20 protein-coding genes and 1 pseudogene are annotated in these 19682 nt (G+C 73.5%); 9 read left to right on the forward strand and 12 right to left on the reverse strand.

The annotated features are described in order from the left end of the window. Nucleotides 1-24: 24 nt before the first annotated feature. Entirely contained in the window at nt 25-621 is a 597-nt protein-coding gene (locus JEK78_RS06595) for a suppressor of fused domain protein (protein WP_200263169.1), read from the reverse strand. Nucleotides 622-1164: 543 nt separating this feature from the next. On the opposite strand from JEK78_RS06595, the gene JEK78_RS06600 reads away from it, so the two are divergent. Both JEK78_RS06600 and JEK78_RS06605 read left to right on the forward strand, forming a co-directional pair. Next, a complete protein-coding gene (locus tag JEK78_RS06600; RefSeq protein ID WP_200263170.1) occupies nt 1165-2271 on the forward strand; it encodes a magnesium and cobalt transport protein CorA in 1107 nt (368 codons plus the stop codon). A 105-nt stretch (nt 2272-2376) separates the two neighbouring features. Then, the gene (locus tag JEK78_RS06605) at nt 2377-2886 is read left to right on the forward strand and encodes a hypothetical protein (RefSeq protein WP_200263171.1); all 510 of its coding nucleotides are present in this window, start codon (nt 2377-2379) and stop codon (nt 2884-2886) included. Between the two features lie 88 nt (nt 2887-2974). Here JEK78_RS06605 and JEK78_RS06610 read toward each other — a convergent pair whose 3' ends face one another. Then, the gene (locus tag JEK78_RS06610; RefSeq protein ID WP_200263172.1) at nt 2975-3706 is read right to left on the reverse strand and encodes a hypothetical protein; all 732 of its coding nucleotides are present in this window, start codon (nt 3704-3706) and stop codon (nt 2975-2977) included. Between the two features lie 298 nt (nt 3707-4004). Between JEK78_RS06610 and JEK78_RS06615 the strand changes: the two genes are divergently transcribed. Genes JEK78_RS06615 through JEK78_RS06625 form a run of 3 tightly spaced genes read left to right on the forward strand, consistent with a single transcriptional unit; the run spans nt 4005 to nt 7057 of the window. Then, nucleotides 4005-5273 (forward strand): CBS domain-containing protein, encoded by a 1269-nt coding sequence (locus JEK78_RS06615; RefSeq protein WP_200263173.1) that lies wholly within the window; start codon nt 4005-4007, stop codon nt 5271-5273. A gap of 1 nt (nt 5274) precedes the next feature. Next, nucleotides 5275-5880, forward strand: a complete 606-nt coding sequence (locus tag JEK78_RS06620; RefSeq protein WP_200263174.1) for a DUF1003 domain-containing protein — start codon at nt 5275-5277, stop codon at nt 5878-5880. Between the two features lie 43 nt (nt 5881-5923). After that, nucleotides 5924-7057, forward strand: coding sequence for an Mrp/NBP35 family ATP-binding protein (locus JEK78_RS06625; RefSeq protein ID WP_200263175.1), 1134 nt, complete (start codon nt 5924-5926; stop codon nt 7055-7057). Nucleotides 7058-7125: 68 nt separating this feature from the next. On the opposite strand, the gene JEK78_RS06630 is transcribed toward JEK78_RS06625, so the two are convergent. The 5 genes and pseudogenes from JEK78_RS06630 to sigE form a co-directional block, all read right to left on the reverse strand. After that, on the reverse strand, nt 7126-7818 hold the full coding sequence (locus JEK78_RS06630; protein ID WP_200263176.1) for a hypothetical protein: 693 nt from the start codon (nt 7816-7818) through the stop codon (nt 7126-7128). Between the two features lie 238 nt (nt 7819-8056). Continuing rightward, nucleotides 8057-8497 carry a sec-independent translocase gene (locus tag JEK78_RS06635; RefSeq protein WP_200263177.1) on the reverse strand — a complete coding sequence of 147 codons (441 nt, stop codon included), beginning with the start codon at nt 8495-8497 and terminating at the stop codon, nt 8057-8059. Between the two features lie 94 nt (nt 8498-8591). Further along, nucleotides 8592-9809 (reverse strand): annotated as a pseudogene (locus JEK78_RS06640) (trypsin-like peptidase domain-containing protein); the annotation flags it as partial. Nucleotides 9810-10348: 539 nt separating this feature from the next. Then, on the reverse strand, nt 10349-11317 hold the full coding sequence (locus tag JEK78_RS06645; protein WP_200263179.1) for a zf-HC2 domain-containing protein: 969 nt from the start codon (nt 11315-11317) through the stop codon (nt 10349-10351). After that, complete coding sequence (gene sigE / locus JEK78_RS06650; protein ID WP_200263180.1) at nt 11314-12087, reverse strand: RNA polymerase sigma factor SigE; 774 nt, start codon at nt 12085-12087, stop codon at nt 11314-11316. Before sigE ends, JEK78_RS06645 begins: the two co-directional genes overlap by 4 nt. Before the next feature lie 135 nt (nt 12088-12222). On the opposite strand from sigE, the gene JEK78_RS06655 reads away from it, so the two are divergent. Further along, nucleotides 12223-12897, forward strand: a complete 675-nt coding sequence (locus JEK78_RS06655; RefSeq protein ID WP_200264021.1) for an O-methyltransferase — start codon at nt 12223-12225, stop codon at nt 12895-12897. An 84-nt stretch (nt 12898-12981) separates the two neighbouring features. On the opposite strand, the gene JEK78_RS06660 is transcribed toward JEK78_RS06655, so the two are convergent. After that, entirely contained in the window at nt 12982-13149 is a 168-nt protein-coding gene (locus tag JEK78_RS06660; protein WP_200263181.1) for a DUF3117 domain-containing protein, read from the reverse strand. A gap of 386 nt (nt 13150-13535) precedes the next feature. Between JEK78_RS06660 and JEK78_RS06665 the strand changes: the two genes are divergently transcribed. Continuing rightward, nucleotides 13536-14339, forward strand: coding sequence for an enoyl-CoA hydratase-related protein (locus JEK78_RS06665; protein WP_200263182.1), 804 nt, complete (start codon nt 13536-13538; stop codon nt 14337-14339). Between the two features lie 119 nt (nt 14340-14458). Here JEK78_RS06665 and JEK78_RS06670 read toward each other — a convergent pair whose 3' ends face one another. Both JEK78_RS06670 and JEK78_RS06675 read right to left on the reverse strand, forming a co-directional pair. Then, complete coding sequence (locus JEK78_RS06670; RefSeq protein ID WP_277953064.1) at nt 14459-15061, reverse strand: DNA-3-methyladenine glycosylase I; 603 nt, start codon at nt 15059-15061, stop codon at nt 14459-14461. After that, a complete protein-coding gene (locus JEK78_RS06675) occupies nt 15058-15420 on the reverse strand; it encodes a DivIVA domain-containing protein (RefSeq protein ID WP_200263183.1) in 363 nt (120 codons plus the stop codon). Before JEK78_RS06675 ends, JEK78_RS06670 begins: the two co-directional genes overlap by 4 nt. Nucleotides 15421-15625: 205 nt before the next feature. Between JEK78_RS06675 and folP the strand changes: the two genes are divergently transcribed. After that, entirely contained in the window at nt 15626-16486 is an 861-nt protein-coding gene (folP, locus tag JEK78_RS06680) for a dihydropteroate synthase (protein ID WP_200263184.1), read from the forward strand. Nucleotides 16487-16532: 46 nt separating this feature from the next. Here the strand turns inward: folP and JEK78_RS06685 are convergent, their stop codons facing one another. Then, nucleotides 16533-17288: a TIGR00730 family Rossman fold protein gene (locus tag JEK78_RS06685; protein ID WP_200263185.1), complete on the reverse strand. Its 756-nt coding sequence runs from the start codon at nt 17286-17288 to the stop codon at nt 16533-16535. A gap of 104 nt (nt 17289-17392) precedes the next feature. Continuing rightward, the gene (gene dapE, locus JEK78_RS06690; protein ID WP_200263186.1) at nt 17393-18472 is read right to left on the reverse strand and encodes a succinyl-diaminopimelate desuccinylase; all 1080 of its coding nucleotides are present in this window, start codon (nt 18470-18472) and stop codon (nt 17393-17395) included. A gap of 86 nt (nt 18473-18558) precedes the next feature. Here dapE and JEK78_RS06695 point away from each other — a divergent pair, with 86 nt between their 5' ends. Next, on the forward strand, nt 18559-19572 hold the full coding sequence (locus tag JEK78_RS06695) for a heavy metal transporter (RefSeq protein WP_242483289.1): 1014 nt from the start codon (nt 18559-18561) through the stop codon (nt 19570-19572). Nucleotides 19573-19682: the final 110 nt, after the last annotated feature.

A 19682-nucleotide genomic window follows, 5' to 3' on the forward strand; every position in this document is an offset into this window, starting at 1 on the left:
ACCTCGGCGACGCGGCCGAGCCGCTCAGTCCAGCGGGACGGAGCGGCGGATCGGATCACGCAGATCCGTCCCCCGGTGGAGCCAGCGCTCCTGGAGGGCCTGCGCGCCGTGCACCCGCTTCCAGGCGGCCTCGTTCGGCGTCATGGGAAAGAGCGGCAGAAACCGCACCGGATCCATCGGTTCCTCCAGGACCAGATCCTCCACCAGACCGCCCGGCTCGGCCACCAGCACCGAGGTGAAGGCAGCCCCCGGCCACAGCGGCTCCCCGACGTCCAGCGAGGCCCCCGGGGCCACCACCACCCCCTCGACCTGGGGAGACGCGGCGAGTACCGCGAGCGGACGCAGCACCCGGTCGGTGTCCGCCCGGCCGGCGCGCAGCGAGAGCAACAACTCGGCCCGAGGCCCCGCGACGGGGTCGGCCACCATCGACGTGGGCTCCGCCATCGGCGAGGCCGACATGCCGAGCGTCGCGTAACGGACGACGTCGCCCTCGGGTCCCGCTCCGGAGAAGCGCAGCACCTCGACGCGGTCCGTGCCGAGGAAGGTCACCGAGGCCCGGGCGTCAGGCTCGCCCAGGGTCTCGCCCAACCGGGCCTCGACCAGAGGAAGAACATCAGGCATGCGGCGAGCATAGAACCCGTCGGGAAGACGAGACGGGGCGCCTTGACACGCCGGGCGGCTGATACGGTGGCCCGGCGATCGGGCAGCACGCGCAGGCGTGCCCCCACGGCCCGCCGCAGGGAAGACTCCCCACGGGGAGCCCCGTGAAACACGGGGATTGGATCGTCCCTCACGGGACCGGCCGGAGGAGGTGGGACTGGCATGGACCGAAGTCGACCGTGCAGTACCACCCGCTCTTCCGGCCGCTGAAACCCCCTCACGCCGCACCGGCTCCCGTCCGGTGACCGTTCGCCGCCACCCCCCGGCCGGCGGAAGAGCGCTCTGTCGTCAGTCCGACCGTCCGAGCCTTCGGGTCCCACCCGGGCCCGGGTCGACGACGCTCGGCACCCCACCGACACCGGCGACGCCGGCCACCGCGAGGACGCGGTGCACCCCGCTTCGCGGACGCGCCCCTCCATCCGAGAGCGGGACGCCCCCGTTCCGGGTGGCTCCATTCCCCGCCCCGGCCGCCGTGCGTGCCCGATGCGAAGGAGTCCCACCCTCATGTCGATGATCCGTGAACTGCGGGCCGCGGTCCGGCCGTCGCGCGTCGCGCCCCGCGACGGCGATCGAGGGACCGCCCCGCGCGAGGGGGCCGGCTCCGCCGTTGTCGACTGCGCCGTCTACGTCGACGGGCGACGCGAGGGCGGCGGCCCCCTGACCCCGCACGAGGCGGTGCGGCGGGCCCGGGGGCGCGGAGGATTCGTCTGGATCGGCCTGCACGAGCCCACCGAGGACGAGTTCGCGGGCGTCGCCCGGGAGTTCGGGCTGCACCCGCTGGCCGTCGAGGACGCCGTCCAGGCCCACCAGCGACCCAAACTGGAGCGCTACGACGACTGTCTGGTCACCGTCTTCAGGACTGTCCACTACCTGGACCACGACCGGCACGCGGCCCACGACGAGGTCGTCGAAACGGGCGAGGTGATGTGTTTCACCGGCAAGGACTTCTTCATCACCGTCCGGCACGGCGGGCAAGGCTCGCTGCGCGCGCTGCGTCACCGTCTCCAGCAGCGCCCGGAGTCGCTTTCCAGGGGACCCTCGGCCGTGTTGCACGCCATCGCCGATCACGTCGTGGACGGCTACATCGCGGTGGTCGACGCCGTGCAGGACGACATCGACGAGGTCGAGACCGAGGTGTTCTCCCTGGGCCGCAAGGGCACCCCCCGAGGCACCGACGCGGGCCGGATCTACCGGCTCAAGCGCGAGGTGCTGGAGTTCAAGCGGGCCGTCGCCCCGCTGGCGCGCCCGCTGCGGCTGCTCAGCGAGCGGCCGATGCCGCTGGTCGACCCCGAGATCCAGAAGTACTTCCGCGACGTCGCCGACCATCTCGCGCGAGTGCGGGAACAGGTGGTGGGCTTCGACGACTTGTTGAACTCGATCCTCCAGGCCAATCTCGCCCAGGCGTCGGTGGCACAGAACGAGGACATGCGGAAGATCACCTCATGGGCGGCGATCATCGCCGTCCCCACGATGGTGTGCGGCGTGTACGGGATGAACTTCGACCACATGCCCGAGGTTCACTGGCGCTACGGCTACCCGTTGGTCCTCGGCGTCACCGTGACCCTGTGTCTGGGCATCCACCGCACGCTGAAGCGCAACGGCTGGCTCTGACGCCTCGGCGAAGGCCCGCTCCTCGACGGCGAACGTCGCGACGGCTCGACGGCTCGACGGCGAAGAGCCGGATCCGGAGGCCGGTCGGGTGGCTAGGCTGGGGGCATGACAGCGCAGCCGCTCGCGTCGGCCCTGGTCGCCGAGGCCACGAAGAAATCCGGGCTGGTCTGGGTCCGGGGCGCGGAGGGCCCCGCGCGTCCGCTCTGGCACGTCTGGCACGAGGGCGGGGCCTGTGTGGTCGGCGACGGCCCCGGCGAGCAGCCCTTGCCGGCGCTGGTCGCGGGCGCCACGGCCGAGGTGACGGTCCGCAGCAAGGACACCGGCGGCCGGCTGGTCTCCTGGACGGCCCGTGTCGTCGAACCGCCTCCCGACGGCGAGGCGTGGCACGCCGCCGTGGCCGAGCTGAGGGGCAAGCGGCTGAACGCCGCCGACGGCGAGGCCCTGCCGGCGCGCTGGGCCCGCGAGTGTCGAGTGCTGCGGTTGGAGCCGACCGGCGACACCTCGCCGCCGCCCGAGGGCTCGCAGGCCGCGCCCCCGCTCCCGACACCGGCGGCGACACGGGGACCGCTCGCGGGGCGTCCGTCCCGGGCGGCAAGGAGACGGCGGACACGGTAGGCCGCGAGAGCGCGGGCGCCCCTCGCTCCGTGGCCGGCGCTCTCGGACACGGGGAACGGGCTCGCCCTTCACCGCCGGCGGCGGTCCTTCAGGAGGCGGGCAGCCCTCCGCCGTAGTCCAGGATCTCCTCCTCGTCGGGTTCCGTCAGCGGGAAGTCCCGGTTCCACTCGGAGAAGTCGATCGTGCCCGCGCCGCCGGCCCGTACCAGGCGCATCGGGTAGGGGGTCCCCTCCAGCGACACGTCCAGGGAACCGCCGGCGCCGTCGTCCCCGGTGACGCGGACGGTGGGGACGCCCCCCAGCTCGCGGCGACCGTCCGTCCGCACGCTGCCGTGCAGCGCCAGCACCCCGTCGAGCAGAGTGTCCTTGTCGGCGAACCCCAGGAACCTCTTGTACGACGGGTCGCCGTGAGGCACCGTCACGTACTTCCCGCCCAGCGTCTCCGCCGCCGCGGCCTCGGCGTCGCCGCTCCAGAACTCCGCGTCCGCCTCCAGGAAGAGTCGGTCCCCGATCCGCAGCAGCGAGAACGAGCCGTCGCCGCTGGTGACGGTGCCCATGCCGCCCTGGGAACGCAGCCGCATGTCGAGCCGGTAGGTCCGCCCGCCGGAGGACACCTCCCCGGAGAGCCGCACGGCCGAGGCCGACTCGGCGGCGGCACGTGTCCGAGCCTCGATCTCCTGGGCCGGGAGCCGACCTACGCCGTTGGTGCCGGCGTCCGGATCCTCGGCGCACCCCGTGAGCCCGGTTGCCGCCATCGCCAGCGCGCACGCCGCGCCCACCAGAGCGCCCCAGCGGTCTCCCGGCCGGCGAGTCACAGTCACGAATCGGGCTGCCTTTCTGTCTCCGAGGAAGCGGCGGAGGCGCCGCGAGGCCGGTGCGCGTGAGGGGTCGTGGCGGTGCACCGCAGCGTACCCGCACGCCTCACGAGATCCGAGGGCACTCCGTCCGGGCCGGCCGCCAAGGCGGGGCGCTCCCGGTCGGGCTAGCCTGGAGGCCGTTCGAGCGGACGGCGCGGACGCCGCGAAGGGCGGCGACGCACGACCCCGGCACCCACGACCCCCGGTGGGCGGGCCGACGACCCGAGGTCGCCGGGGTCCACCGCCGAAAGGAGGATCCGGCATGGCAGCGGGCGCCGCCCGGATCTTCGTGTCGCACCTCTCGGGTGTAGCCGTCTTCGACCCCAACGGCGACCTCGTCGGCCGGGTGCGCGATCTGGTCGTCATGCTCCGGGTCGGACACAAGCCGCCCAGGCTTCTCGGCCTCGTCGTCGAGCTGACGACGAGGCGTCGGATCTTCCTGCCGATGACCAGGGTGACCGGGGTCCAGTCCGGCCAGGTGCTCACCACCGGCGTCCTCAACGTCCGGCGCTTCGAACAGCGACCCACGGAACGGCTGGTCTTCGGCGAGTTGCTGGATCGGCGGGTGACGCTCGTGGACACCGCCGAGGAGGCCACCGTCCTGGACCTGTCGGTGCGGCAGTTGCCCAGGCGCGACTGGGTGATCGATCGGGTGTTCGTACGCAAGGGGAGGAAGGGCGGTGCCTTCCGGCGGGGCAAGGGCGAGGCCGTCACCGTCGAGTGGTCGGCGGTGACCGGTCTGTCACTGGAGGAGCACGGCCAGGGGGCGGAGAACCTGCTGGCCACCTTCGAGCAGCTGCGTCCGGCGGACCTGGCCAACGTGCTGCACCACCTCTCGGCGAAGCGTCGCGCCGAGGTCGCCGCCGCGCTCGACGACGACCGGCTGGCCGACGTGCTGGAGGAACTCCCGGAGGACGACCAGATCGAGATCCTGGGCAAGCTGGCCGAGGACCGCGCCGCCGACGTCCTGGAGGCCATGGACCCGGACGACGCCGCCGACCTGCTGGGCGAGCTGCCGGAGGCGGACAAGGAGCGCCTGCTCGGCCTGATGCGTCCGGACGACGCCGCGGACGTGCGACGGCTGATGGCCTACGAGGAACACACCGCGGGTGGTCTGATGACCACCGAGCCGATCGTGTTGCGGCCGGACGCCACGATCGCGGACGCCCTGGCCCGGGTCCGCAACCCGGACCTGTCCCCCTCGCTGGCGGCGCAGGTGTACGTGTGCCGGCCGCCCGACGAGACGCCGACGGGCAAGTACCTGGGGACCGTGCACTTCCAGCGGTTGCTCCGCGATCCGCCGTACACGCTGGTCGGATCCGTCCTCGACGACGACCTGAACCCTCTGACCCCGGAGGCGGAGCTGCCGGCGGTCGCGGGTTTCTTCGCGGCGTACGACATGGTGGCCGCGCCGGTGGTGGACGAGTCCGGGTCGCTGCTGGGCGCGGTGACCGTGGACGACGTGCTGGACCACATGCTGCCGCAGGACTGGCGGGAGACGGACTTCCACCTCCCCGGGGAGGTGGACTGAGATGGCCTCCGAGCGCGAGACCACCCGCGACCGCGCGGTGGCCGACTCCCTGGCGGCCGACAGGCACCGACACCGGTTGGATCAGCCCCGGCCCCGGCGGCGGCGGATCTTGCCGGAGTGGGATCCGGAGGCCTTCGGCAGGATGTCGGAGCGGATCGCCCGTTTCCTCGGCACCGGACGCTTCATCGTCTGGATGACGTTCTTCATCATCGTCTGGGTGTTGTGGAACGTCTCCGCGCCGGACCACCTGCGGTTCGACCAGTATCCCTTCATCTTCCTCACCCTGATGCTGTCCCTCCAGGCCTCCTACGCGGCGCCGCTGATCCTGCTCGCGCAGAACCGGCAGGACGACCGGGACCGGGTCAATCTGGAGCAGGACCGCAAGCAGAACGAGCGGTCGATCGCCGACACCGAGTACCTGACGCGCGAGATCGCCGCGCTGCGCTTCGGGCTGGGCGAGGTCGCCACCCGGGATTGGATCCGCTCGGAGCTACAGGACCTGGTCAGGGATCTGGATCGGTCCCCGGTCGACGGGGAGGCCGAAGGCCGCGAGTCGGCCGGCGCCGGGCGTGCCCGCTCTCCGGAGAGCGGGCCGGACGAGGGCTGACTGCCTTTCCGACGAGCGGGAGGGGCGCCGTACCATCGGTCTCATGGTTACGGAAGACGCGGTGCGCGAGGCTCTGTCGACGGTGCACGATCCCGAGATCAACCGCCCCATCACGGAGCTGGGGATGGTCAAGTCGGTCGAGATCGCCCAGGACGGGGCGGTCGCCGTCGCCGTGTACCTGACGGTCTCCGGGTGCCCGATGCGGGACACCATCACCCAGCGGGTGACGGACGCGGTCTCCCGGGTCGACGGCGTCACCTCGGTCGCGGTCGAGTTGGACGTGATGAGCGACGAGCAGCGCCGCGAGCTGGCGGCGGCCCTGCGGGGCGGCCAGGCCGAGCGAGAGGTTCCGTTCGCCAAGCCGGGCAGTCTGACCCGGGTGTACGCGGTGGCCTCGGGCAAGGGCGGTGTCGGGAAGTCCTCGGTCACGGTGAACCTGGCGGCGGCCATGGCTGCCGACGGATTGAAGGTGGGTGTCGTCGACGCCGACATCTACGGTCACAGCGTGCCGCGCATGCTGGGGGCGGAGGGGCGCCCCACGCAGGTCGAGAACATGATCATGCCGCCCTCGGCCAACGGGGTGAAGGTCATCTCCATCGGCATGTTCACGCCGGGCAACGCCCCGGTGGTCTGGCGCGGACCGATGCTGCACCGCGCCCTGCAGCAGTTCCTGGCGGACGTCTACTGGGGGGACCTGGACGTCCTGCTGCTCGACCTGCCTCCGGGGACCGGCGACATCGCGATCTCGGTCGCGCAGCTGGTGCCGAACGCCGAGATCCTGGTCGTCACGACGCCCCAGCAGGCGGCGGCGGAGGTGGCCGAGCGGGCCGGGGCGATCGCGGTGCAGACCCACCAGAAGATCGTGGGCGTGGTGGAGAACATGTCCGGCCTGCCGTGCCCGCACTGCGGCGAGATGGTCGACGTCTTCGGCACCGGCGGCGGCCAGGCGGTGGCCGACGGCCTGACCCGCACGACCGGCGCGTCGGTGCCGGTGCTCGGCTCCATCCCGATCGACGTCCGTCTCCGGGAGGGCGGCGACGAGGGCAGGCCGGTGGTCCTGACGGACCCGGAGTCCGACGCCGGCTCGGCACTGCGGGCCATCGCCGGCAAGCTGGGCGGTCGACAGCGGGGCCTGTCCGGCATGACGCTCGGCATCACGCCGCGCAACAAGTTCTGACCCACCCGCCCCGCCCGGTCCGGGCGGGGCGCCTCCTGACGACGGGGACGAGCGGGCGCGGGTCCCGCTCAGGTACCGCCGGAGTCGTGGCCGGTGTGGGCGGCCACGTCCGCCACCGCGGCGAACCCCAGTCCGTAGGCGCTCATCCCCCGGCCGTAGGCGCCGAGGTGGACCCCCCGCCCGGTGCTACCGGCGAGCACCCAGCCGAACTCCGACTCCCGGTAGTGGAAGGCGGTCGGCCTCCCGTCCACGGGCAGGGTCAGCGTCGACCAGGCGTCGCCGTCGAGATCGTCGGCGAGGGCCCACGCGGTCTCGGTCTGCTGCTCCAGCCACTCGTCGCGCAGGGTGTGGTCGACCTGGCCGGGCCAGGTGAAGGACAGCAGGCCCACCCCCGCGAGCCACGCGGCGGAGGACACCGACGTGGCCTCCCACAGCACCTTCCCGTCGACACTGTGGTGGTCGGGGCTGGCCGCGACGGTGACGACCACGGCGAACCTCTCCCGGGCCCCCCGGCCGGACCCCGCCGTGTGCTCGTTGCGGATCGAGGGTTCGTCCCCGTGGCCGAGGGAGCCGTGCCGCACCGTCCCGTCGGCGGCCGTCCCGACGCGGACCGGCCAGCGCGGACCGGTGAAGGCCCCGTCGAGGGCGTACCAGTCGAAGGGCGCGCGCAGGTAGTCCTCGTAGGCGCTCGGGGCGGGGGGAGGCGGCTCCTCCGCCGCCGCGACCGTCCGCCGGGCGGCTTCCCGACTCGTCGTCTCCATGTCCCCGCGCCTCCTCGCTCTCGTCGGGCGGCGCCGCCCACGCGGGCCGCGCCGCCGGCTCACAGGGCCCGCACAACAATTCGGCAGCATATCCGCCGTAAGGAAGACGATAGGGAAATCACCCGCGCATGGGGCGCGCAGAAGGCGCGCTCGCCTCTCACGCGCCCCTCCACAGCGGGACGGAGGCACCAACGGGCGGGTTCCGCCACCCGGGTGCGGCGAGGCGGTCCGACCTCCCTCAGGTGGCGTCCGCGTCGAACGGTGGCGGGGCGTCCGGGGCCAGGGGGCCCGGGCCCTTCGTCATGTCGACCGGCTTCCGCGTGTCGACCGGACCGGAGGCGCTCGACCGGCCGGACTCGCGCCCGTTGACCGCGTCGGCCACCTCCGACATCTCCTGCCTCAGGTCGAAGCCGCTGCGGATCTCCTTGAGCCCCAGTTCGTCGTTGTCCAACTGCTTGCGCAGGAAGGTCTTGGGGTTGAGGTCCTCGAACTCGAAGTCCTTGAACTCCGGTCCCAACTCCTGCCGGATGTCCTGCTTGGCGCTCTCGGAGAACTCCCGGATCTTCCGGATCGTGCGAGCCACGTCCTGGATCATCTTGGGGAGCTTGTCCGGGCCGAAGACGAGCACGGCGAGGACGACGATGGTCACCAACTCTAGGGCGCCTATGTCATTGAACACCTGAAGCTCCTTGGGGACGTCCGGACCGGCTCCACGGTACCCGGCCGCCCGAGAGGACCGGAACGTGCCATACCTCCTGACCCGCCTGGAGCGTTCACGCCGTCCCGCCGCCGGAGGACCCCAGCACCAGGGAGACGGTCCGCGTCTCGCCGGCGCGCTCCAGGGTCAGCTCCAGACGGTCCCCGGGGCGGTGGGCCCGGGTCCGGACGATGAGTTCCTCCCCCGAACGGATCCGCCGGCCGTTCACCGAGGTGATCACGTCTCCCGGTTCGATGCCCGCCCGGTCCCCCGGGCCACCCACGCTGACCGGCGGCCCGCCGTCGCCGTCCCCCGTGTCCACCCGGGCACCGTCACCGGTGTAGTCCATGTCCAGGGACACACCGATCACCGGATGCGTGGCCCGTCCGGTGTCGATCAACTCGGCGGCGACCCGCTTGCCCTGGTTGATCGGGATGGCGAAGCCGAGACCTATGGAACCGCCTTGCCCACCGTCGGCTTCCTCGCCGTCCCCGGCGGAGCGGATGGCGGAGTTGATGCCGACGACCCGCCCCCGGGCGTCCAGCAGCGGACCACCGGAGTTGCCCGGGTTGATCGCGGCGTCCGTCTGCAACGCGTCCACGTACGACACCTCGTCGCCGTCTCCCTCGTCCCCGACGGCGGTGATGGGCCGCTCGGTGGCGCTGATGATGCCCGACGTGACGGTGCCGGCCAGGTCGAAGGGGGCTCCGATGGCGACCACGGGATCACCGACCCGCACGGTCCCCGAGTCGCCGAGGAGCGCGGGGGTCAGGTCCGACACGCCCCCGACGCGCACCACGGCGAGGTCGTACCCGCTGTCGCGGCCGACCACCACCGCCCCCGCCGAGTCGCCGCCGTGGAAGGTCACGGTGATCTCGCCGCTCTCGCCCCCCGGCTCGACGACGTGGTCGTTGGTGAGGATGTGGCCGCGGTCGTCGAGCACGAAGCCCGTGCCGGTGCCCGTGGAACCGGTGCCGCTCACGTGCAGGGTGACGACGCTGGGCAGAGCCCGCGCGGCGATCCCGGCGACACCGCGCGGCACTCCGCCGAGTGGCCCCGGGAACGCCTCGGCCCGCTCACGTGCTCCCGGGCCGCCCCCCGGGTCCAGACGGGATCCGACCAGACCGCCCACCCCTCCGGAGACGAGGGACAGGGCCACGGCGCCCACGATCAACGGACCCGCTCGGCGGCGCGCGTTCGCCGCCGTGAGGGCCGCGGGGCCCGCGCCCGGGGTCCCGGGGCGCGCCCAGGGGTCGTAGCGTGCCCAGGGTCCCGGCTCGGCGGCGGGCGGCGGCGGTCCCGGTCGGGGCGCGGCGGGGAGTGCGGGAATCCGGTGGTCGGGAGCGCCTCCGTACGGCCCCGCCGGTCCGGGGGTCGAGGCGACGCGCTCACCCGGGGGCGGCCCGAGGCGCTCCCGTGATTCCGGAGGGGGCGGTCGGAGGCGGTGGTCCCGGGGTGGCGCGGTCGGGTCGTCGCCGGCGAGCCGGCGAGCGCCCGCCGGGGCCCGCCGTGGCTCGGGACCGGCCAGGAGGTAGTCTCCGCCCGCCGGCTCGCCGGGTCGGGACGTCCCCTGGCGCGGGGCCGTGGCACCCGGCTCGTCGCCCGCCTCCGACGCGACCGCCAACCGCGGGTCCGACGGGGGGCCCTCCGGCCCCCGATGGCCCCGGCGGGACGCCCACCAGGGCTTCCCCTCGTCCATGCTCCCCCCAACCGACCGCGGCTCGGCACGTCGGCGGTGGCCGCGAATCCTCGAACACGTCCGCCCCGATGCTCGGCGGACCGGACGCCACCACGGATTCAATCAGGTACGGGACCGTCCGCGCAGGAGTCCTGTCAGGACCGCGGGGGAGTCGCCCCCGGCTGCGGCGGCGAGGCCGTGGCGGCGTAGGTCGGCGAGGGTGGCCGCGTGGTGGTCGGGGACGGCCCCGCGAGCGGGGCGGGCGGCCGGAGATCCACCGGACGGGTCGGTGCCGTCACGACGGGACCGGTCGCCGCCGTCGTCTCTCCGGTCGAACCGCTCCCGACGGGGCGGTCCGGCGGCGTCGGGACCCCCGGCAAGAGGGGTGCGGCCACCGGGAGCGGCGCCACCGGCGTGTCCCCCGGCGTCGCCCGGCCCTGAAGCTGGCCCAGGAGCGGCACGGAGCGGCGGCGCGAGGAGTCGGGGACCGTGCCGACCCCCGCTCCCTGGGTACGTGCCGGGGACACGTTGCTGCCCGAACCCGACCCGCTCCGGTCCCCGGCCGGCTCGGGGGTGCCGAGGGTGACTCCGCCCAGCGCGACGGCGGCCAGGGAGACCGCTCCGGCCGCCACGAAGACGAACCGCAGCCCTCGCGAGCCGGGCCGGTCGGAATCGGGGCGGCCGATGGCGTGGACACGGAGGCCGACATCCGCCGGCGCGGGCTCCGGCGTCGGGCGGGAGTCGGGGACCGGGACGTAGGCGAAGGCGAACCGATCGCGCCGTCCGCCCGTCGGAAGGCCGTCCCTCGCGCCGGGCCACCCGCCGATCCCCCCGTGTCCCGACCGTCCGTCGCCGGAGGCGCCGTCGACGGGCGCGGTGTCGGCCAGTCCCTGGAGTCGGGCGAGGAAGGACGGCGAGGGTCCCGGTGGGGGGGCGTCGGCGAAGACGCTCTTCAGCCGTCGTTGGGCGTCGACCTCGTCCCTGCAGTCGACGCAGGTGGCCACGTGGGCGAGCACGCGCTCGCGGGCGTCGTGGCCCAGCTCTCCGTCGACGAGCGCGGCGAGCCGGTCTCCCAGGTGCTGCTCCGCGAGGTCACCGTCGGGTGTGGGCCGTGATCCGCTCACGCGCTCGCGCCTCCCCCTCCCAGGACGGGGACGGCCGGCAGGAAGGAGCGCCGGCCGGCCCGTGCCTGGGGCGAGCGGTGTGCCAGGGCCTTGCGCAGTTGGGAACGGCCCCGGTGGATTCGGGAACGGACGGTTCCCAGCTTGACCCCGAGCGTTGCGGCGATCTCCTCGTAGGACAGCCCCTCGATGTCGCACAGTACGACCGCCGCCCTGAACTCCGGGGCGAGCGTGTCCAGAGCCTGTTGGACGTCGGCGTCGAAGTGGGAGTCGTTGAGGACCTGCTGGGGGCTGGGCTCGCGGCTGGGCAGGCGCTCGGCGGCGTCCTCGCCGAGCGCGTCGAACCGGATGCGCTGCTTGCGACGGACCGTGTCCAGGAAGAGGTTGGTGGTGATGCGGTGCAGCCAGCCCTCGAAGGTGCCCGGCGTGTAGGTGGACAGAGAACGGAAGACCCGGACGAAGACCTCCTGTGTGAGGTCCTCCGCGTCGTGCTGGTTACCGGTCAGACGGTAGGCGAGCCGGTAGACCCGGCCGCTGTGCGTACTGACGATCTCCTCCCAGCTGGGCGGAGTCCACGCCTGCCCGTCCGCTTCGGTGGTGAAGGTCGCGGTCCGGTCGCGACCGGTCGCGGGGCTGACGTCGGCAGCGGTGTCGTTCACGGATTTCGGCCTGCCCGCCGATCCGATGAGGCGCCGCAGCGCTCCTCGGCGATCCCCGGGCGGGGCCGCACCTCCCCTTGTGGCTCCGGTGGTGTCCAGTGGAGCCCCTACCATAGCCACCCCGCCCGTCAGCTCCGGATAAACGGTTTTACGCGCATTTCACCTGACCCGCGGCGACCACGAGGCCGCGCCGGTTCCCCTCGCTCTTCCAAACGACCGGTCCCGTCCGCAGGTTCCCGACGCCAGCGGATACAGTCACGCCGAGGCAACCCCCGGGGACAGGAGAGGGCCATTACCGGCAACCGGCAGACGAGCTGGGCGTTCGCCGACGCCTATGTCGCCGAGGACGAGGCACTGCGCTGGGCCCGCGACCGGGCCCTGGAGGCGGGCCTGCGTTCCGTGACGCCCAGCACCGGCGCCACCCTGGGGTTGCTGGCCGCCGCCGTGGACGCGAAGGCGGTCGCCGAGATCGGCACCGGCTGCGGGGTCTCCGGGATCCACCTGCTGCACGGGATGCGCGCGGACGGGGTCCTGACCACGGTCGATCCCGAGGCGGAGCACCAGCAGGTCGCCCGCCAGGCCTTCCGCGCGGCGGGGTTCGCCGGCAACCGGGCCCGGTTCATCCCCGGCCCGGCCCTGGACGTGCTGCCGCGCCTCGCCGACGCCGCATACGACCTCGTCTTCTGCGACGGAGACCGGCTGGAGTACCCCTGCTACCTCGCGGAATCGTTGCGCCTGCTGCGCTCCGGGGGGCTCATCGTCTTCGAGGGGGTCTTCGCGCACGGTCGGACGGTGGACGCCGGACCGCAGCCCCAGGAGGTGCTGCGGCTGCGCGAACTGCTGCGGGCGGTGCGGGAGAGCGAGGACCTGGTGCCCTCGCTGTTGCCGGTCGGCGACGGCCTGCTCTGCGCCGTGCGGCGTTGACGCCCGCTCCGGGACCGGGGAAGCCGGTCGCCCCGGTGCCGGGCACGGCACCGGGGCGACCGGTCGGGTGGGGCCGGGTGGGCGTCAGCCGACGACCTGCTTGAGGGCGTCGCCCAGCGCACCGGCCTCGTCGGGGGTCAGCTCGACGACGAGTCGACCGCCGCCTTCGAGCGGAACGCGCATGACGATGCCCCGCCCCTCCTTGGTCACCTCGAGCGGGCCGTCACCCGTCCGCGGCTTCATGGCCGCCATGCTCGTTCCCCTTCCTGATACCAGCTCATCGTCTAAGCCGACGGCCCACCAAGGGCACGCACATCCCGGCACGGGGCGTACGACACCGGCATCGAACACATTGCTTCCTGGCCATTATCCCGCATCGGCGGACCCGATGACCAACATCGGTCGGCATCGCTTGGGCAACGCACACGAGCAAAAGCCCCCAATTCGTCGACGGGCCTGCGATACTGCGCGGCTTGGATCACTTCGACCGAACGCGCCCAGACCGGAATTGTTTGACGCAGGTCACACGCACGGGGTGACGCGCGACCGGCCGTCTCCGCCATGCTGTCTCTCGCATCACGGGCCTACCCGCCGGTAGCCCCGCCGAGGAGAACACCGCGAAGCGAAGGGGATGCCTCATGGCCGACACCGTGCTCTACCAGGTGGACGAGGGACTCGCGACGATCACGCTGAACCGTCCGGAGGCGATGAACGCGCTGAACGCGCAGACCAAGGTCGCGTTCCGGGAGGCCGTCCGCGCCGCGGCCGACGACGACGCCGTGCGCGCGGTGTTGTTGACCGCCGCCGGTGATCGGGCGTTCTGCGTGGGGCAGGACCTGAAGGAACACATCGGCTTGTTGACCTCCGCCCGCCGAGGCGAGTCGGATGGCGCCATGACCACCGTACGCGAGCACTACAACCCCGTCGTGCGGGCGCTGGTGGAGGCTCCCAAGCCGGTGGTCGCCGCAGTGAACGGGGTCGCGGCGGGAGCGGGTCTCGGCTTCGCGTTGGCCGCCGACCACCGGATCGTGGCGGACACCGCGTCGTTCAACACCTCGTTCGCCGGCGTCGCGCTCACGGCCGACTCCGGCGTCTCCTGGACCCTGCCCCGGGTCGTGGGCCCCGGGCGCGCGACCGACCTGCTGCTCTTCCCCCGCAACGTCCCGGCGGAGGAGGCGCTCCGGTTGGGCATCGCCGACCGGGTCGTTCCCGCGGCCCAGCTGCGGGCGACGGCGGAGAAGGTGGCGCGGACCCTGGCCGAGGGGCCGACGGTCGCCTACGCGGCGCTCAAGGAATCCGTGGCCTACGGGATGACCCACACGCTGACGGAGACCCTGGACAAGGAGGACGAGTTGCAGTCCCACGCCGGGGCCTCGGAGGATCACGCGGCGGCCGTGCGGGCGTTCGTCGAGAAGGAGCGGCCCCGCTACGTGGGGCGTTGACCCCGGGCCGGGTGGTCCGCCCCGGCTCACCGGGGGCGGACCACCCGGCCCGGCGAAGCCTCGCGACCCGGCGGGCGGCACCGACCACGGAGCGCTCGGGGCCCGGTCGACGCCAGGGCTCAGGCGGGTTCGCGGAGCCCGCCGGACCGGGCCTCACAGGCCGCCAGGTGGTCGTCGACCAGGCCGCACGCCTGCATCAGGGCGTAGGCGGTGGTGGGGCCGACGAAGCGCAGGCCACGCCTCTTCAGCTCCCGGGCGAGCGCCGTCGACTCGGGTGTGACCGCCGGAACGTCGGCGAGTGTCCTCGGCGCCCGCCGCGCGGCCGGATCGGGCGCGTACGACCAGATCAGCGTGTCCAGCTCGTCCGGCGCCCACTCCGCCAGCCTCCGCGCGTTGGCGAGCGTGGCGTCGATCTTGGCCCGGTTGCGGACGATGCCGGCGTCGCCGAGCAGCCGGGCGCGGTCCTCCTCGGTGAAGCGGGCGACGGCGGCGATGTCGAACCCCGCGAAGGCGGCGCGGAAGCCCACCCGGCGTCGGAGGATGGTGATCCAGGACAGGCCGGACTGGAACGCCTCCAGACTGAGCCGTTCGAACAGAGCGTCGTCGCCGTGGACGGGGCGACCCCACTCCTCGTCGTGGTAGGCCGTGTAGTCGGCGGCCGACAGGGCCCAGGGGCAACGCGCCGCGCCGTCCGGTCCGACGGCGACCTCCTCCTGGCTCACCGTCGCGCCTCCCCGTCCGGCTCCGCGCCCGACTCCTCGCCCGGCGTCGGCGGGGCGGGGGCACGCGCGCCCGCCAAGGCCGACTCCAGGTCGGCGATCCGGGCGTCCCGTTCGGCGAGCTCGGCCGCGAGACGGTCGAGCGCTCCGTCGACCTCCGGCATGCGATAGCCGCGCAGAACCAGCGGGAAACGCAACCCCTCCACGTCGGCCCTCCGCAGTGGTCGATGCGAGGGCAGCGCGTCCACCCGCAGCTCGGGCGCCGCTTCCGGCAAGGGGCCGGTGCCGCCGCCCACCACGACGACCGCCACGACCGCGACCACGACCACCAGCGCGACGACGAGGAACAGGAACATCACCATCGCGGGGCCTCCAGGATCGGACCGACGGCCGCATCGGTCGGGCCGGGTGCACGGACCCGGCCCGGAACGGAGTCCGATGTGCCGTCTCCGATGGTGACATGCGACTCTGACAGCCGGGACCGCGGGCGCCGTGGCGGCGCGTGCGGGCGGCGCGCGCGGCGACGCGGGGCCGCGGCAGACGACGCGGGAGAGAGGGCCACAGGGGATGCTCAGGCTGGGCAAGCGCACGTTCGCGGCGCACGAGCCGGTAATCATGGCGATCGTGAACCGGACCCCGGACTCCTTCTACGACCAAGGGGCGACCTTCGACGACGCGCCGGCGCTGGCCCGGGTGGAGAGGGCCGTCGCCGAGGGCGCGGCCATCGTCGACATCGGCGGGGTGAAGGCCGGGCCGGGCGAGGAGGTGACCGCGCGGGAGGAGGCGCGCCGCACGGTCGGTTTCGTGGCCGAGGTCCGCCGGCGCTTCCCCGAGGTCGTGATCAGCGTCGACACCTGGCGACACGAGGTGGCGGAGGCCGTCTGCGAGGCCGGAGCCGACCTGCTGAACGACGCCTGGGGCGGGGTCGACCCGAGGCTCGCGGAGGTCGCGGCCCACCACGGCGTCGGACTGGTGTGCACCCACGCCGGGGGCACCGAGCCCCGTACCCGCCCGCATCGGGTGGCCTACGACGACGTCGTGGCCGACATCCTGCGGGTGACGCTGGGGTTGGCGGAGCGAGCGGTGGCCCTCGGTGTGCCGCGCGAGTCGGTGTTGATCGATCCCGGGCACGACTTCGGCAAGAACACCCGCCACAGCCTGGAGGCCACCCGGCGGCTGGGGGAGATGGTGGACACCGGCTGGCCGGTCCTGGTCTCCCTGTCCAACAAGGACTTCGTCGGGGAGACCTTGGACCGCCCGGTCAAGGAGCGGGTGGTCGGCACCCTGGCGACCACGGCCGTCTCGGCCTGGTTGGGCGCGCGGGTGTACCGGGTGCACGAGGTGGCGGAGACCCGTCAGGTCCTGGACATGGTCGCCTCCATCGCGGGCCACCGGCCGCCGGCGGTCGCCCGCCGGGGCCTTGCGTAGGCGCGCCTCGACGACCGCCCTCACCGGGATCGGGCCGGGGAAGGGTTCAGCGCCCCGCCTCCTTGGAGACCAGCGCGACAGCCTCTTCCACGTCGTCCGTGACATGGAAGAGGCTCAGGTCCTTCTCGGCCGCCTTGCCGTCTGCGATCACGGTGCCGCGCAGCCAGTCCACCAGCCCACCCCAGTAGGACGTGCCGAACAGGACGATGGGGAACCGGGTGACCTTGTGCGTCTGGACCAGGGTGAGCGCCTCGAACAACTCGTCCAGGGTGCCCAGCCCGCCGGGGAGCACCACGAACCCCTGGGCGTACTTGACGAACATCATCTTCCGGACGAAGAAGTAGCGGAAGTTGAGCCCGATGTCGACGTAGCGGTTCAACCCCTGCTCGAAGGGCAGCTCGATCCCGAGCCCCACCGAGACGCCGCCGGCCTCGCAGGCTCCCTTGTTGGCCGCCTCCATGGTGCCCGGCCCGCCCCCGGTGACGACGGCGAACCCCGCCTCGACCAGGCCCCGCCCGAGCAGCACGCCCGCAGCGTAGTCGGGAGAGTCGACAGGGGTGCGCGCGGAGCCGAAAACGCTGATCGCCGGAGGGAGTTCGGAGAGGGTGCCGAACCCCTCGACGAACTCCGCCTGGATCCGCAGTACCCGCCAGGGGTCCGTGTGCACCCAGTCCGTGGGGGCGCGCTCGTCCAGCAGCCGCTGGTCCGTGGTGCTCTCCTGGACCTGGTCCCGCCGACGCAGGACGGGCCCCAGACGCTGCTCCTCCGGTGGCCGCCCTCCCCGGGGCATTCCCGTCGCCATGTGCGCTCCCTCCGTCGTGCCGAACTCCACCCCAGCGTAGGTCTACGCGGGACCCGGGGGAGGCCGTCGGCGTGTCCGGCGTGCGGCGCGCCGACGGCCCCGGGTCAGGCCCCCAGCCAGGCCCGCATCCGCTCCTCGCCCGCCAGCACCTTCGCGACCTCCACCCGCTCGTCCCGGCGGTGGGCCAGGTGCGGGTTGCCCGGACCGTAGTTGACCGCGGGCACGCCCAGCGCCGAGAAGCGGGACACGTCCGTCCAGCCGAACTTGGGCGACGGCGTCCCGCCCACCGCCTCGATGAAGGCCGCCGCCGCCGGGTGGGAGAGGCCGGGGAGCGCGGCGGGGCTGTGGTCGTCGACCACGAAATCGGCCACCCCGCAGTCCGCGAAGACCTCCCTGACGTGGGCGACCGCGTCCTCCATGGAGCGGTCCGGGGCGTATCGGAAGTTGACCGTGACCACGCACTCGTCGGGGATCACGTTCCCCGCGACGCCGCCGGACACCCCCACCGCGTTGAGGCCCTCGCGGTACTCCAGGCCGTCGATCACCGGGCGACGGGGCTCGTAGGCGGCGAGGCGGGCGAGCACCGGGGCGGCGGCGTGGATCGCGTTGGACCCCATCCAGCCGCGCGCCGAGTGGGCCCGCTCGCCCGTGGTCCTCAACAACACGCGCAGGGTCCCCTGGCACCCGCCCTCGACCTGGCCGTCGGAGGGCTCCAACAGCACCGCGAAGTCCGCCTCCAACCACTCCGGGTGTGCCTCCGCCAGGTGTCGCAGACCGTTCAACTCGGCGGCGACCTCCTCGTTGTCGTAGAAGACGAAGGTCAGGTCGCGGTTGGGGGCGGGGACGGTGGCGGCGATCCGCAGCTGCACCGCGACGCCGGACTTCATGTCGCAGGTGCCGCAACCCCAGAGCACGCCGTCCTCGTCCCGTCGCGAGGGGAGGTTGTCGGCGATCGGCACGGTGTCGATGTGGCCCGCCAGCACGACCCGCTCGGACCTGCCCAACCGGGTGCGCGCCACCACGTTGTTGCCGTACCGGTCGACCGTCAGGTGGGGCAGCTCGCGCAGCGCGGCCTCGATCGCGTCGGCGAGCGTCCGCTCGGCGCCGCTGACGGAGGCGATGTCGACGAGCCGGGCGGTCAGCTCCCCGGCGTCCAGGGTGAGGTCGAGTGAGGTGTCGGCCATGGTGTCGACCTTATCGCGCCACCGGCCGGGCACCGCCGGGCATCGAAGCTCCCCCCGGGGGGAGGCGCCTCCCGTACCTTGGAGGTGTGCCACAGACCTCCCCGCCCCGCCGCCTGGGCCGGTCCGCCCGGTCCGGTGCGGCCGTCGCGGTGCTGCTCGCCGTCGCCGGCTACCTGGCGTCTCAGTACGTGACGGGGAGCGCGGGCCGGCCCGGATGCGTGGTCGTCTCCGCCGAGGACGACGGGGCGGTCCACACGATCGAACCGGAGCAGGCGGCCAACGCGGCGGCCATCACCGCCGTGGGCACCGCTCGCGGGCTGCCCGAGCGCGCGGTCACCATCGCCCTGGCGACCGCGTTGCAGGAGTCCGGGCTCCGGAACATCGACTACGGCGACCGCGACTCCGTCGGACTCTTCCAACAACGTCCCTCGCAGGGCTGGGGATCACCCGAGGAGATCATGGAACCGACGTACGCGGCCGGTCGGTTCTACGACCACCTGGCCGAGGTCCCCGGCTACACCCGGCTGCCGCTGACGGTGGCGGCGCAGCGGGTGCAGCGCAGCGCGTTCCCCGAGGCCTACGCGAAGCACGAACCGGAGGCCGCGCTGCTCGCCGCCGCCCTGACCGGACGGACCGAGGCGGCGTTGACGTGCCGAGGCCTGGACACCGACGGCCCCGGGGACCCGGAGGAGGTCCGGGCCGCGCTGGCCCGGGACTTCGGACCCGACGTGCTCCGACCCACCGGGACGCGGACCGACCCGGTCGGCGGAACCCCGGCGGCGGACGGCTCCGCCGGAGCCTCCCCCGGACCGTCCGAGTCTCGCCCGGACGACCCGACCCGACGCACGGTGACGCTGCCGGTGGGGGCCTATCCGGACGGGGGCGGCGAGGAGGAGGCGCGACGCCGCGGCTGGCAGGTGGCGCACTGGGCCGTGGCCAACGCCTCGGCCCTGGGGATCGAGCGAGTGTCCTACGCCGACCGGGAGTGGGCCGTCGGCTCGACCGACCCGGGTTGGCGGCCGGCGACGTCCGCCGAGGGCACGCCGGGAGAGGGGAGTTCCCCCGACGGCGGGGACGTGCGGATCGTGGTGTCCGGCTGATTCCACGGGCAGGAGCGGCCCGGCCGCCCCGGAGCGAGGCGTTCCCCGGAGCACCACCGGAACGCGCGCCGGCCCTCCCGGCCGGGCGGCGACCGCCGGGGTCCCACGCG

The organism is Streptomyces sp. HSG2, assembly GCF_016598575.1.
Taxonomy (GTDB): Bacteria; Actinomycetota; Actinomycetes; order Streptomycetales; family Streptomycetaceae; genus Streptomyces.

Bases quoted from the DNA above. Each gene is read 5' to 3' on its own strand.
- sigE (WP_200263180.1), bottom strand. From the start codon at position 12,087: ATGGTAGGGGCTCCACTGGACACCACCGGAGCCACAAGGGGAGGTGCG.
- JEK78_RS06665 (WP_200263182.1), top strand. From the start codon at position 13,536: ATGGCCGACACCGTGCTCTACCAGGTGGACGAGGGACTCGCGACGATC.
- JEK78_RS06595 (WP_200263169.1), bottom strand. From the start codon at position 621: ATGCCTGATGTTCTTCCTCTGGTCGAGGCCCGGTTGGGCGAGACCCTG.
- JEK78_RS06660 (WP_200263181.1), bottom strand. From the start codon at position 13,149: ATGGCGGCCATGAAGCCGCGGACGGGTGACGGCCCGCTCGAGGTGACC.
- JEK78_RS06620 (WP_200263174.1), top strand. From the start codon at position 5,275: ATGGCCTCCGAGCGCGAGACCACCCGCGACCGCGCGGTGGCCGACTCC.
- JEK78_RS06675 (WP_200263183.1), bottom strand. From the start codon at position 15,420: ATGGTGATGTTCCTGTTCCTCGTCGTCGCGCTGGTGGTCGTGGTCGCG.
- JEK78_RS06625 (WP_200263175.1), top strand. From the start codon at position 5,924: ATGGTTACGGAAGACGCGGTGCGCGAGGCTCTGTCGACGGTGCACGAT.
- JEK78_RS06630 (WP_200263176.1), bottom strand. From the start codon at position 7,818: ATGGAGACGACGAGTCGGGAAGCCGCCCGGCGGACGGTCGCGGCGGCG.
- JEK78_RS06615 (WP_200263173.1), top strand. From the start codon at position 4,005: ATGGCAGCGGGCGCCGCCCGGATCTTCGTGTCGCACCTCTCGGGTGTA.
- folP (WP_200263184.1), top strand. From the start codon at position 15,626: ATGCTCAGGCTGGGCAAGCGCACGTTCGCGGCGCACGAGCCGGTAATC.
- JEK78_RS06605 (WP_200263171.1), top strand. From the start codon at position 2,377: ATGACAGCGCAGCCGCTCGCGTCGGCCCTGGTCGCCGAGGCCACGAAG.
- dapE (WP_200263186.1), bottom strand. From the start codon at position 18,472: ATGGCCGACACCTCACTCGACCTCACCCTGGACGCCGGGGAGCTGACC.
- JEK78_RS06600 (WP_200263170.1), top strand. From the start codon at position 1,165: ATGTCGATGATCCGTGAACTGCGGGCCGCGGTCCGGCCGTCGCGCGTC.
- JEK78_RS06685 (WP_200263185.1), bottom strand. From the start codon at position 17,288: ATGGCGACGGGAATGCCCCGGGGAGGGCGGCCACCGGAGGAGCAGCGT.